Consider the following 12891-nt stretch of genomic DNA (forward strand, 5'->3'; position numbering starts at 1 on the left):
GAATCCGGCGATCACCAGTGCCGCTCCGACATGCCGGAGACCGTGAACTCGACCCAGCCACGGCCTAGGTCGCGCTTGCCATGTCAGGTCTGGGTGAAGCCGCCGATCTTGTCCTTGACCGACTCCCACCACGTCCGTTCGTCCGCCGGGAACCGCTCCCGCGATCTGGACAGTCGGCTCGAGCCCGCGTGGTACCACTTCCGTGCCCACGGCGAGTGCGGTTTCGCGACGCGAATCGCTCCGACCAGAGCGATCAGCGGTACGACGATGCCGATCAGGCCGGTGCTGATCTTTCCCTTCATGAGGGCAACGAACGAGAACGCGAGGTTGCCGACGATGGTCGTCGTCGCGGCCCAGACGCTCGGGTCGGTCTCGGCTTCGTCGCTCAAGGGGTTGGCGCCAAGGAGCAGCAGGCCACCTACGCAGGCGGCGACGAGGACCGCGTCGACGGACGTACGCCCTTCCCGCGCCCAGTAGACGTCCTTCACGTAGAGCCACAACGCCAGCTCGTCGAGCGTGAGAGCGGCGCCGCACGCGAAGGCGACGGCGAGAACCTGCAGCCACGGCGGCGGTGGCCGGTAGACGAACTCTCCGGCGCCGGCACACATCATCAGGAAGATGCCGTACACGTCGTGGTGGACGTGGACGTTGCCGATCTTGGCGTTGCCGAAGGGGCCGCGTCCGGCCCTGATCAGCCGCGTGACGACACGGGTCAGGATGAACGTCACGAGGAAGGCGCCCAGCATCCAGGCCAACGTGCCCCGACCGTGTACCACCGGACCCCCTCACCCGCGCGAACCCTCGATCCGCCGCGGTGTGCCTCAGCCCACGGTAAGTCGTCCGGACGGTCCGGTGACCGGATATGGACGGCTCGGCCGAGGACCAACACTGTCCTGGCACGCCGCAACGCTGAAAGGCTGGCGCGGCGGGTGCCCAGCTGGTGAGGAGGATCGGCGATGCGGCGCCGAATGCACGACTGGTGGGTTGTGAGACTCGACCGCCGGCGACGCTGGCAGGCGCTGCTCGGTCTGCTGTGGCGGGCTGGACGCGGGCGTACCGTCGCCCTCGGCCTGCTGACGGTCCTGCAGGGCCTGCTGCCCATCGCGGTCATGCTCGCGACGGGCCTGCTCGTCGACGCCGTGCCCGGTGCGGTTCGGGAGGGCCTGAACTCGCCGGCCGGTGCTCGCGTCGTGCTCGCCATCGCACTGGTGGTGGTGGCGTTCGCGGCGGGCTCGGTGGTCGGTGCGCTCGCGGAGTACCGCGCGAAGACGCTGGACGACCGCTACGCCCTGGCCGTCCACGAGACGGTTGCTCGCGCCACCCTGCGAGTACGCGGGATCGCCGGGTTGGAGGACCCGACGGTCGCGGGCGAGATCGCGGCGCTCGAGGAGGTCGAACGCGCGGACGGTCACCTGACCACAGTGCAGAACCTCCGGTTCGTCGTGCAGTACCGCGTCACGGGTGCGGCCGCACTGGCGCTGTTGTTCGGTCTTGCCTGGTGGGTGCCCTTGGTCCTCCTGGTCGGCTGGCGGATCCTCAATGCGGGCTTCGTCTCCTGGGTCGCCCACGGAGGGGAGCTCGGCGCGGCGATCGCGAGCACGAGCATGCGCCGGTCGCGCTACCTGAGGAGCCTGGCGATCGAACCCGCACCGGCCAAGGAGATCAGGATCTTCGGCCTCGCCGACTGGCTGGTCGGACGGTATGCCGAGACCTGGCTGGCGGCGATGGGTGACGTGTGGCGCCGCCGCCGGGCCTCGATGCGCGAGATCCTGCCACCCCTTGCCGCGTTGGTCGTGGCCCAGGCGGCCGCCTACGGCTGGCTCGGTTGGTCGGCGTTCCATGGAGGGGTTTCGGTGGCACTCGTGGTGGTGTACGCCCAGGCGATCATGAACTCAGACGGCGTGGGCGTGGTCGGCGATCCGCAGTGGGCCATCGGGCGCGCCGCGGTGGCAGCCCGGCAGGTCAAGGATCTCGAGGACCAGCTCGCTGGCGGAGGTCTCGAACCAGGCGGGGCGCCTGCGCGTGGCGCCGCTCGGCGCGGTCCGGTGGGAGTGCGGTTCGAGGGTGTGCGCTTCACCTACCGCGCCCGGACGCAACCCGTCCTTGACGGCCTGGATCTGGAGATCCCGGCCGGCCAGTCGCTCGCGATCGTCGGCGAGAACGGCGCCGGTAAGACCACGCTGATCAAACTCCTCTGTGGGTTGTACGACCCCGATGCCGGCCGGATCATGCTGACGGACACTCGGGCCCGCGTGGACTCCTCCGGCGTCGCTCCGAGCGATCCCGCCGGCGTGGGCAGGATCGGCGTGATCTTCCAGGACTTCGTACGCTACGAACTGCCGCTGCGCGCCAACGTCGGTTTCGGCAACCTCGCCTTGACAACAGACCAGCAGGCCCTGGACGACGCCCTTTCCGCGGCCGGCGGGGGCGAACTCCCCGACCAGCTGCCGGTCGGCTGGGACACGGTGCTGTCCAGGGGCTACGACAACGGCCAGGATCTGTCGGGCGGGCAGTGGCAGAAGGTCGCCCTCGCCCGTGCCCTGCTCGCGATCCAGGGCGGCGCCGGCCTGCTCGTCCTCGACGAACCCACGGCGGCCCTCGACGTCCGCGCCGAGACCGAGCTCTTCGACCGCTTCCTGGACCTGACGCGCGACGTCACGACCATCCTCGTGTCGCACCGGCTCGCCAGCGTGCGGCATGCCGACCGGATCGTCGTCATCGCCGGCGGCAGGGTGTGCGAGGACGGTACGCATGACGAGCTGCTCGCCTCGGGTGGACGGTACGCACGGATGTTCGCCCTGCAGGCGCAGCGTTTCGCCGCCGCGCCCGACCCCGACGGCCAGCCGCAGGGGGAGGAGGTGGCGAGTGATGCGGGATAGGTGGCGGGGCTTCGTCCTGCTGGTGCGTACGGCCTTCCGGGCCGGCCGGTGGCTGTCGGTCGGTGCCTTGCTGGAGCCGCTCGGTCAGGTGGCCAACGCGTTCCTCGCCCTGTTGATCGGGCTCCTCGTCGACGCGGTGGTCGACAAGGACGCGGCCCAGGCCGTGGTGGCCCTTACCGCGATCGTGGTCTCACAGGCGATGTTCCAGGGGCTGACCTCGGTCGGAAACGAGCTGCGCCTGGTCCTGTCCGAGCGGGTCGGGTTCGCCTTCGACCGGGAGATCGCGAGACTCACTGCGGCGTTGCCGGGGCTGGACCACCACGAACGCGCGGACTACCAGGACCGGCTCGAGCTGCTGCGCCAGAACCAGGGTGTGCTCGGCGCCTCGATGAACAGCCTCGTCAACGCCGCCAACGCCTTCGTCGTGGGCGTGTCGAGCCTGGTGGTCCTGCTCTACCTCCATCCGTTGCTGCTGGTCCTCGTGCTCTTCGTCCTCCCGGGGTTGCCGCTCGCCGTGTGGAACCAGCGCTGGCAGCGCACCGCGGAGGAGCGCTCCGCGACCCCCAGCCGACTCGCCCGACACCTTCGGAGGCTTTCCTACGACCGGAACGCGGGCATGGAGATCCGGGTCTTCGGCCTCCAGGACGAGATCGCTCGGCGGGTGCGTGACACCTGGGTCTCGGCCCGTGGACCTGTCCTGCGGGCGGCACGACGCTGGGGCCTGGCGGTCAGCTTCCGTGACCTCGTCTTCGCGGTGGGCTTCGGCGCGGCGTTGCTCTTCATGGTGTGGCGGGCGACCCGCGGCGAGGCCAGCCTGGGGGAGGTCGCGGCGACGATCGTGCTCTGCCAGCAGCTGCAGACCTACGTGATGTGGCCGATCAACATGTCCGCGAGGTTCGGCGCGACGCTGCGCGCGGCCGGGCGGCTGCTGTGGCTGCAGGACTTCGCCGAGAGCCACGAGGCGAGACGGGCCGGTGCCGAACCCGCGCCGGAACGCCTGACCGCCGGCATCGTGTTCGAGGACGTGTGGTTCCGGTATCCCGGCACCGAGGCGTGGGTCCTGCGCAACGTCTCCTTGACGCTGCCGGCGGGCTCCGTCGTCGCCGTCGTCGGCGAGAACGGCGCCGGCAAGACCACCCTGGTCAAACTCCTCACCCGGATGTACGAACCGACCCGGGGCCGGATCCTCGTCGACGGTGCCGACCTCGCCACCCTCGACGTGCGGAAGTGGCGGGCCCGCCTCTCGGCGGCGTTCCAGGACTTCGCCCGGTTCGAGCTGGTTGCCCGCGAGGCCGTGGGGCTGGGCGACCTGGCGCACCGCGACGACGACGCGGCGGTGACCTCGGCCCTGAGCAGAGCCGGTGCCGCCGACGTCGTACCCACCCTGCCCGGCGGTATCGACACGCAGCTCGGGTCGAGCTGGGCCGATGGCGTCGACCTCTCCACCGGGCAGTGGCAGAAGCTGGCCCTCGGCCGGGCTCTGATGCGTACCGACCCGTTGGTGGTGTTCTTCGACGAACCGACCGCGAGCCTGGACGCGCCGACCGAGCACGCGTTGTTCGAGAGCTACGCCACGACCGCCCGGGCCGGGGCGGCGAACGGGATGATCACCGTCCTGGTGTCCCACCGGTTCTCCACGGTGCGTACGGCCGACCTCATCCTCGTCATCCAGGACGCGTCCGTGAGCGAAGCGGGCAGCCATGACGAGCTGATCGACGCGGGCGGCTTGTACGCCGACCTCTACACGCTGCAGGCGAGCTCGTACCGGTAGACGGCGTGCGGCGGCCGGGCTGGGTGCCGGTCTCAGCCGATCAGCGGATACGACGGTGCCTCGCCCTCGCCGGTGAACCTGTGCCCCGGCCCGAAGTAGCTCATCGTCGCCGCCCTGCGTGGGCGGCCGGAGGTGTTGGCGGCGCTGCCGTGGACGAGCAGGCTGTGGAAGAACAGCCCGGTCCCGCGCCTCATCGGTACCTCGACCAGCCTCGCCGGGTCGTGGTGCTCGGTGGGGATCACGAAGTCGTCCTGCGTGGAGACGTGCGGCGCCGGCCCGCCCCGGTGGCTGCCCGGCGCGACCACGAGGCAACCGTTGTCGGCCGCCGCGTCATCGAACGGAACCCAGCACGACCACAGCGACATGGGCTCGATCGGCCAGTACGGCGAATCCTGGTGGACCCCCTTCTGCGACCCCACAGCCGCCGGCTTCATCAAGGCGTCCGCCCGGAACAGGCGAAGGGGCGCACCGAGAAGGGTGTTCAGGCGGGTCGTCACCGACGGGTGAGAGATGAGCGTACGGAACAGATCGTCGCCGAACAGCCCACTGATCTTCCGGACGTCGCCGCCGGGCTCGGTGTCGCAACCGCTCCTGACGACCGCTGGCTCCCGCTGCAGCGAGACGCCGCCCGGCAAGGGGCGCTCGCCAGCGGCGTAGTCGTGCAGCCTGCTGGCGAACTGTTCGCATTCGTCGTTGTCCAGGAGGTCTTCGACGAGGAAGAACCCGTCGCGTTCGGCCCGGACGGTCAGGTCGCTGTCAGTCGCGGAGATGGCCATGGTCGGACACCCTCTCGGAAATCGCCGGTGTGGACGGCCGGAGGGGGTGGCCGGTCAGCGCCGACAGCCACCCACGCGCTCGGTTCACGACACGCGCACCACCGAGAATGCAAGCATGAAGATCCTTGATGTCAAGGTGGCCGAGGCTCCGATCGGTTCGCAGTTCAGCAACGCGGTGATCGACTTCTCCCGCATGACCGTGTCGGTGGTCGCGGTGGAGACCGATGCCATCGTCGACGGCGAACGGGTCGTGGGCTACGGCTTCAACTCGAACGGACGTTACGCCCAGACCGGGATCATCACCGAGCGGCTGCTCCCGCGCCTCCGTGCGGCCGCACCTGGCGATCTCGTCGACGCCAAGTCAGGCACCCTCGACCCGGTCGCCGCTGGGGCGGTCATGAGGAGCAACGAGAAGCCCGGCGGACACGGCGACCGGGCGGTGGCGGCCGGGATCGTCGACATGGCGCTGTGGGACGCCGCCGCGAAGGCGGACCGTCAGCCGCTGCACCGGGCCCTGCGCCAACGCTTCGCGCTGCCCGGTCCGCCGGCGCAGGACGTGGCGGTCTACGCCGCGGGTGGCTACTACTACCCCGACAGCACGCTGGGCTCGCTGCGGGAGGAGATCCAGAGCTACCTCGACCTTGGCTACCGCACGGTGAAGGTCAAGATCGGCGGGGCCCCGCTGGCCGAGGACCTCGCCCGGATCGAGGGTGTCCTCGCGATCCTGCCCGCCGGCTGCCGCCTCGCCGTCGACGCCAACGGACGGTTCGACCTGGCCACGGCGCTTCGCTACGCGGCGGCGTTGTCGGCGTACGACCTCGCGTGGTACGAGGAGCCCTGCGACCCGCTCGACTATCTCGGCCATGCGGTGGCCGCCGAGGCGTACCCCGGCACGATCGCGACGGGCGAGAACCTCTTCGCCGTCCAGGACGTACGAAATCTCCTTCGCCACGGCGGGCTCCGGTCTGACCGAGATGTCCTGCAGATGGATCCGTCGCTCTCCTACGGCGCGGGGGAGTACGCCGCGATGCTCGACTGCCTCGCCGCGCACGGCTGGAGCGCTGACCGCTGCTGGCCGCACGGGGGGCACCTGTTCAACCTCGCCGTGGCGAGCGCGTTCGGGCTCGGCGGGTGCGAGTCGTACCCCCGCGTGTTCGAACCCTTCGGCGGGTTCGCGGACGATGCTCCGGTGGAGGCCGGGCGCGTACGCCTGTGTGAGCGTGCCGGCGTCGGCATCGAGGGAAAGGCCGCGCTCCACTCGCTCGTCCGCCGCCTCTTCGACTGAGCCACGCGTACGCAACGTGTGGCACCGTTGATCGGGACTCTTATGTCTTGCGCAGAAGGCGTTCCGGACTGGAGACTGAAGCGGTCGAGGTCGTCCGGTTCTCCATCCCGGGCGGGAGGTGTTCATGGCTTTTCCGCTGCCAGTCACCGTCGTCGCGTCCATGGACGACGTACTCCGGCGCACCGCGGCCTCCGCCGTGCTCTGCGACCTGCCGCGCTCAGTCGTCGTCCAGCACGATCTTCACGGGCTGGCGAGCGACGACGCGCTGCGGCGGGTGGTCTACGACCTGGACGGCGTGGTGGAGAACACCGCTGTCCCGCTCGAGCACGCCTGCCTCAGCTGCGCCCTCCGCGAGGACGTCGTGCCCACGCTCGTCCGGCTCGCGCGGAGCGGACGCTGGGACCGGCTGGTCCTCGCGCTCCCCGTCACGGCGGAGCCGGACCTGGTCCTGAGCGCGCTCCACGGCGCCGTGGTCGACGGACGGTCCGCAGCGTCAGTGGTCAGCCCGGCAGGTGTGCTCGCGACTGTCGACCTGACCTCGCTCGTCGACGATCTGTTCGGCGACGATCTGCTGGTCGAGCGCGGCCTTGCGATGACCACCGACGACCGGCGTGCGGTGGGTGAGGTGATCGCCCACCAGATCGAGTGCGCCGACATCGTGGCCAGTGCCGGCAGCCCGTCCCCGGACAGCCGTGAGGCGACGGTCGTCAGGCACCTCGCCCCGACCTCGGCGGAGCTCGCCGATCTGCACGATCTCGACGTCGCGAAGGCGATGGCGCGGGCGCACGGTGCGCGTGGCCCGCACCGCGGGGACTACCGGCGGGCGGAGCTGTCTGGTGCTGGGGAGAACAACGGCGTATGGACGCTCGATCTCGCGTCGTGGCGACCGGTCCACCCGGCCCGGCTCCACGACCGGATCGTCGACCTGGCCGGCGGTCAGCAGCGCAGCCGGGGCTGGTTTTGGCTGCCCACCCGTCCTCGCGCGGTCTGCGGCTGGGACAGTGCCGGCGGCCAGCTCAGCATCGGCACGGTGGGACGGTGGTCGGCGACCAGCCCGCAGACGCGGATCGTTGTCACCGGTATCGACGACGGGCGCGAGCGGCTGCGGGAGGCGTTCGACGGGGTGCTCATGACCGACTCCGAACTCGCCCGCGGGCTCTCCCACTGGGAGGAACGTGACGACGGGTTCTCGCAGTGGCTCGGTGAGATCGACGAGGCCGCCTGACCGACCGGCGCGCATGGACCCGGATCGCGGAGAAACCGAGGGTCTGCTCCGGTACGCCTGAGGCATGATGCGCGGCAATGACCAACGATGTGCTGCCGATTTGCCGCGTTTCGTGGGGAATGATCACGTGAACGTGATCATTCCGCAGCGGCGGAGGCGGCGGCAGCAGCGGCCGAGGTCGCGGTCGCGGTCGGGGGTGTGGCCGGGCCGGCCACAGCAGGGCACCAGTGGGACACCTGGGAGAGTCCCGCAAGGGCTCACACGGGCACGGCAAGGGACACGGCGAAGTCGTTGCCCGGATCGGTCCACCAGGACTCAACGGCGAACCCAGCGGCCGCCAGCTCCTTCTCAACGCCCTCCTGGCGGAATTTCGCCGAGACCTCCGTTCGCATCTCCTCGCCCGCCTCGAAGACGACTTCGAGATCGAGGTCGCGGATCCGGACGGTCTGTGCCGAAGTGGAACGCAGCCGCATCTCGATCCACTCGTGCTTGGCGTCCCAGACGGCGACGTGCTCGAACGCGGACGGAACGAAATCCGCCCGTAGCGCGCGGTTGATGACGTAGAGGACATTGCGGTTGAAGTTGGCCGTGACTCCCGCGGCATCGTCGTAGGCGGCGACCAGGCGGTCGGGGTCTTTCACGAGATCGGTGCCGAGCAGGAGTCGGTCGCTGTCGTTGAGACCGGCACGGACCGCGGCGAGGAACGCCGCCCGCTGCGCGGGTTCGAGGTTGCCGATCGTGCCGCCGAGGAACGCGATCATCCGATGACTGCCCTGCGGCAGGTGCTCCAGATGTTGCTCGAAATCGGCGACGACCCCGTGCATCTGCAGGTCGGGGTAGTCGGCGCCAAGGGCCTCCATGGCACCCTGCAAGGCGGTGTCACTGACGTCGACGGGTACGTACCACCGCAGGCGCCCGGTCGTGCGCATGGCGTCCAGGAGCAGCCGGGTCTTGGTCGATGATCCCGAACCGAGCTCGACGAGCATCTCACCCTCGGCAAGCTCGGCGATCTCCGTGGCCCAGTTGGTCAGGATCGCTTCTTCGGCACGCGTCGGGTAGTACTCGGCGAGTCGGGTGATCTCTTCGAACATCGCACTGCCGCGTGCGTCGTAGAAGTATTTCGGCGGGAGGACCTTGGGTCGCTTCCGCAACCCCTGCCGGACATCGCGGGCGAGGTTCTCGGCAAGGTCGTGCGCTGTGAGATAGCGGCTGATGCGATCGGTGGTGCCCATTGCTGTCACACGATCCTCCATCGTCGGGCCAGCTGCCGGACAGGTCCAGATCTGGATGTCTTCTTGGTGGTCCTGGTTGACGTGTGCCCCTTCTAGAGCGGCATGATGCGTAGCCCGTCGTCGTCCGCCTCGACCAGGCTGCTTGGTGGCACCTGATGCCAGTCCGAACGCGTGTCGCACGGTTCGGATGCGAGAAGCACCGATCCGTTGTCTGTACGCGCGAAAAGGCTGTCGCCCGACGTCGTCGCCGCCAGGCGCTCGCCGTCACTTGCCAGGAGGTTGAGCCGACCACCGCCGCCGTGTGCGCTGATGTCGTGCACGACCTGCGCGAGGCCCGCGCCGAGGCCGGCACCGGCCTCCCAGTGTGCGACCGCGAGACCGAACAGCAGGGCCGAGTCCATCGGCGCGAGAGCGTCGGTCACCCAGCTTGCAGAGTCACGAAACACCTTGTGGGCAAGACGAAAGTCCGCGAGCGCGCCATTGTGGCTGAACAGCCACCGGTCATGCGTGAACGGTGCGGCGCCGGATTCGTCGCTCGGAAATCCCGGTGTGGCCGAACGCACGGCCGCAACGACGCAGCGGGACTCGATCGTCGGTGCGAGGCTGGCGAAGGACTGGTCACTCCAGATCGGCACCGCACGACGGTAGCGCACGGGCGGTGTCCGGCCCGGAACGTACCAACCGGCACCGAAGCCGTCGACGTTGACGAGTCCGTGTTCCTGGTGGCGGGGTGCGTACGCCTGTGTGGACAGCGAATGCGGTGGCGCGAGGAGAAGGTCGTGCAGAGCCGTTGGGCGTCCGAGGTAGCCGAGATGTCGACACATGAGGTGGTCCTCTGTTCGTCAGGCGTCGCGTGCGCAACGGAAGCCGGCGAAGATCTGCCGGCGGATCGGATAGTCCCAGTTGCGGAACGTGGCCCGGCAGGCGGTCGGATCCGTTGCCCAGGATCCGCCGCGCAACACCATGTAGTCCGTACCGAAGAAGGCTTCGGAGTATTCGCGGTACGGAAAGACACAGAAGCCCGGGTGTCCGGTGAACTGCGTCGAGGTCCACTCCCACACGTCACCCAGCATCTGCCGGGCACCCACCGGTGACGCGCCGCGTGGGTAGGACCCGACGGGCGCGGGGTGGAACCGGACCTGACCGAGGTTGGCGTGTTCGTTCCCGGCCGGGTCGTCGCCCCAAGGAAAGCGCCGTTTCGTCGCGTGCACCGGATCCCATGAGGCGGCCTTCTCCCACTCCGCCTCGGTGGGGAGCCGCTTGCCGGCCCAGCGTGCGTAGGCGTCCGCTTCGTACCAGCAGACGTGCTGCACGGGTTCGTCCATGGGCAGGAGCTCGGTGTGGCCGAAGCGGCGACGCAGCCACGTGCCACCGTCGCACACCCAGAACGCCGGAGTCCGCTTGCCCGACCGACACCGCCACTCCCACCCTGTGTCCGTCCACCAACGCGGTTCGTCATAGCCGCCGTCGGCGATGAACGCGAGGAACTCGCGGTTGCAGACCGGCGTGGTGTCGATCCAGAACGCCGGTTGGTCGACGGTGTGCGCAGGACGTTCGTTGTCGTAGGCCCAGGGGTCGGTCGACGTTCCCATGACGAACTCGCCGGAGTCGACGAACACTTCCTCCGGCAACGGGCCGCCGTCGACAGGTGCGGGTTCGGCATCGGTCGCCGGGAGAACCGGATCGCCCTTCCGCAGCTGATGGGTCGCCAGCATCGTCTCGTCGTGTTGATGCTCGTGCTGGATCACCATGCGGTAGACGAATCCGTCGGAGAGCAGCGTCTGGCCGGGGGAGTCACCGGGAAGGCGGACGGTCTCCAGCGAGTCGAGCACCTTGCGGCGGACGAGGCCGATGTAGTCATGCGCTTCGGCCGGGTCGAGCAACGGTAGCGACGGCCGGGCCGCGCGGGGATGTTCGAACGCGTCGTACAGCGTGTCGATCTCCGGTCGCATCGGATCGATGCCGGCGGCCTCGCGCAAGAGCCACAGCTCTTCGTAGTTGCCGACATGGGCGAGGTCCCACACCAGGGGAGACATCAGCCGGGAGTGCTGCCGGACCAGCTCCGCATCGTCGAGGACGCTGGTGGTGAGCCCGTAGCTGCGGGTGCGGACGCGTTCGAGCTCGGTCGCGACGAGTTCCTTGAACGCATCCTCCGACGCGTCGGCAGGTGTCGCGGGACGGACCTCGGGCTGGCGGGCGGACGGGCTCATCGGAACTCCTTCGCGGGGGCGAGGGCGAACGGGTGGGCGTCGTCGGCGGGACATCGGCGGCGCGCGACGTAACGGTCGAGATAGGACTCGACGAGGGCGACGAGTGCGGTGTCGGTGCCGTCAGCACGCAGGCTGTCGATCGCGGTCTCGAAGCAGGCAGTGGCGGCGCGGAAAAGCCCTGGATGTGCCAGGCCCCGGTGGGCGGCGTCCCACCACGCGTCGGCGACGGGCTCCGCTGCTGCCATGACCTCGTCACCGGCGCGCGGAGTATTGACCAGTGCGGAGAGGACAGCGACCGGAACGGGCCAGTACGCCGCCGGCTGCGCGTCGATGTAGCGCACCTCGAACCAGCCGCGTGGGCGTACGGGCGGGAAGAGAGTCGTGAGGTGATAGTCGAGGTCGTCGATCGTGGGCGCGGCACGGACGTGTCCGTTGCTGGCGCCGCTGACGCGGCCGTTGTCGCTGACGCGGCCGTTGTCGCTGAGGCGGCCCTTGTCGTTGACACTGCCCGCACCGTGACCGTTGCTCGCGCCGCTGACGTGGCCGTTGCCGTTCGTCCCGGTCAGCCACTGCCGGAAGGTGTGCCCGGGATTGGTGACCCACTGGTCCGGACCCCCTCGCCGCACCATGACACCCGCGTCGAGGGCGTAGTCAGCCCACGCCGTGACCGGATCCGGACCGACGGGCGGGCGGGTCCTGCCAGGGTCGATGCGTTGCCAGACGACCTGCCGCATCGACCTGCACCCGGCGGACCGGCCGGCATGCCATGAGGAGTTGGCGAACGCCGCGACGAGTGGTGGGCCGACCGCATGGAGCAGGCGCCAGCGACGAGCGATGTCGGCGGCGTCCGTCCCCGCGTCGAGATTGACCTGGACGGCCGCGGTGCTGCACATCATCAACCGACCTTCGGGGCCGCGTCGGTCGAAGTAGGACTCCATCGCGTCGTAGCGGAGGTCAGAGATCTGGCGGACGGGTGGCCGGTACGGATCGATGCCGGTCCACAGGAGCGTGAGGCCGTCGTCGGCCAGGATGCGCTCGATGTGACTGATGTCGGCCCGAAGACCTTGCCAGCAGGCGGTGACGCCGAAGGCGGGCGGCGAGCTGAGCTCCAGCTGCCCACCGGGTTCATAGGTGACCGTGCTCCCACCGGGGGTGGGGCCGGCCTGCTCGAGGATGTTCCGGAGTCGGTCGAGGGGGATCACGCGGGTGGGGTCGGTGGCGTCGATGACACACCATTCCAGCTCTGCGCCGACAGTCACCGGAGGGCCGGTCTTGAAACAGATCGCGGCGACATATCCGTGTACGGCGTCACAGGACGCGACCTGCGTCGACCCGTTCATCTGCTGAACCTCCCGACGGGATCCCTGCACAGCTTGCCCCTTGAGCGGTCCGGCTAACGCAGCGTTTGCGGACTCGTGCCGATTGCGTTGATTGACGGGTGCGGTCGACGCAGCGTCGACCGCGGCTCTGGGCGTCATCCCGAAACGCTAACCGCCACCTCCGACAACCACTC

At 69.4% G+C, this 12891-nt stretch carries 10 protein-coding genes; 4 read left to right on the plus strand and 6 right to left on the minus strand.

Translation table 11 applies throughout. From position 1 onward, the window contains the following. Nucleotides 1-83: 83 nt before the first annotated feature. Nucleotides 84-746, minus strand: coding sequence for a hypothetical protein (locus ABN028_RS16395; RefSeq protein ID WP_349697176.1), 663 nt, complete (start codon nucleotides 744-746; stop codon nucleotides 84-86). Between the two features lie 210 nt (nucleotides 747-956). On the opposite strand from ABN028_RS16395, the gene ABN028_RS16400 reads away from it, so the two are divergent. Together ABN028_RS16400 and ABN028_RS16405 are read left to right on the plus strand one after the other, a co-directional pair. Continuing rightward, nucleotides 957-2879 (plus strand): ATP-binding cassette domain-containing protein, encoded by a 1923-nt coding sequence (locus ABN028_RS16400; RefSeq protein ID WP_349697177.1) that lies wholly within the window; start codon nucleotides 957-959, stop codon nucleotides 2877-2879. After that, complete coding sequence (locus ABN028_RS16405) at nucleotides 2869-4650, plus strand: ABC transporter ATP-binding protein (protein WP_349697178.1); 1782 nt, start codon at nucleotides 2869-2871, stop codon at nucleotides 4648-4650. The genes ABN028_RS16400 and ABN028_RS16405 overlap by 11 nt, the downstream gene beginning before the upstream one ends. A 32-nt stretch (nucleotides 4651-4682) precedes the next feature. Here ABN028_RS16405 and ABN028_RS16410 read toward each other — a convergent pair whose 3' ends face one another. After that, nucleotides 4683-5426, minus strand: coding sequence for a phytanoyl-CoA dioxygenase family protein (locus ABN028_RS16410; protein WP_349328692.1), 744 nt, complete (start codon nucleotides 5424-5426; stop codon nucleotides 4683-4685). 115 nt (nucleotides 5427-5541) lie between these two features. Between ABN028_RS16410 and ABN028_RS16415 the strand changes: the two genes are divergently transcribed. Both ABN028_RS16415 and ABN028_RS16420 read left to right on the plus strand, forming a co-directional pair. Further along, nucleotides 5542-6711 (plus strand): enolase C-terminal domain-like protein, encoded by a 1170-nt coding sequence (locus ABN028_RS16415; RefSeq protein WP_349697179.1) that lies wholly within the window; start codon nucleotides 5542-5544, stop codon nucleotides 6709-6711. Between the two features lie 124 nt (nucleotides 6712-6835). Beyond that, nucleotides 6836-7936 (plus strand): CobW family GTP-binding protein, encoded by a 1101-nt coding sequence (locus tag ABN028_RS16420; protein ID WP_349697180.1) that lies wholly within the window; start codon nucleotides 6836-6838, stop codon nucleotides 7934-7936. Between the two features lie 257 nt (nucleotides 7937-8193). Here the strand turns inward: ABN028_RS16420 and egtD are convergent, their stop codons facing one another. The 4 genes from egtD to ABN028_RS16440 all read right to left on the minus strand — a co-directional run bounded on the left by egtD (nucleotide 8194) and on the right by ABN028_RS16440 (nucleotide 12718). Further along, a complete protein-coding gene (egtD, locus tag ABN028_RS16425) occupies nucleotides 8194-9168 on the minus strand; it encodes an L-histidine N(alpha)-methyltransferase (protein ID WP_349697181.1) in 975 nt (324 codons plus the stop codon). Nucleotides 9169-9260: 92 nt separating this feature from the next. Then, nucleotides 9261-9992, minus strand: a complete 732-nt coding sequence (gene egtC / locus ABN028_RS16430) for an ergothioneine biosynthesis protein EgtC (RefSeq protein WP_349697182.1) — start codon at nucleotides 9990-9992, stop codon at nucleotides 9261-9263. 18 nt (nucleotides 9993-10010) lie between these two features. Then, nucleotides 10011-11378, minus strand: a complete 1368-nt coding sequence (egtB, locus tag ABN028_RS16435) for an ergothioneine biosynthesis protein EgtB (protein WP_349697183.1) — start codon at nucleotides 11376-11378, stop codon at nucleotides 10011-10013. Beyond that, nucleotides 11375-12718, minus strand: coding sequence for a glutamate-cysteine ligase family protein (locus tag ABN028_RS16440; RefSeq protein WP_349697184.1), 1344 nt, complete (start codon nucleotides 12716-12718; stop codon nucleotides 11375-11377). Before ABN028_RS16440 ends, egtB begins: the two co-directional genes overlap by 4 nt. Between the last annotated feature and the right edge of the window lie 173 nt (nucleotides 12719-12891).

Origin of the sequence: Actinopolymorpha sp. B17G11 (genome assembly GCF_040196095.1) — a bacterium.
Taxonomy (GTDB): domain Bacteria; phylum Actinomycetota; class Actinomycetes; order Propionibacteriales; family Actinopolymorphaceae; genus Thermasporomyces.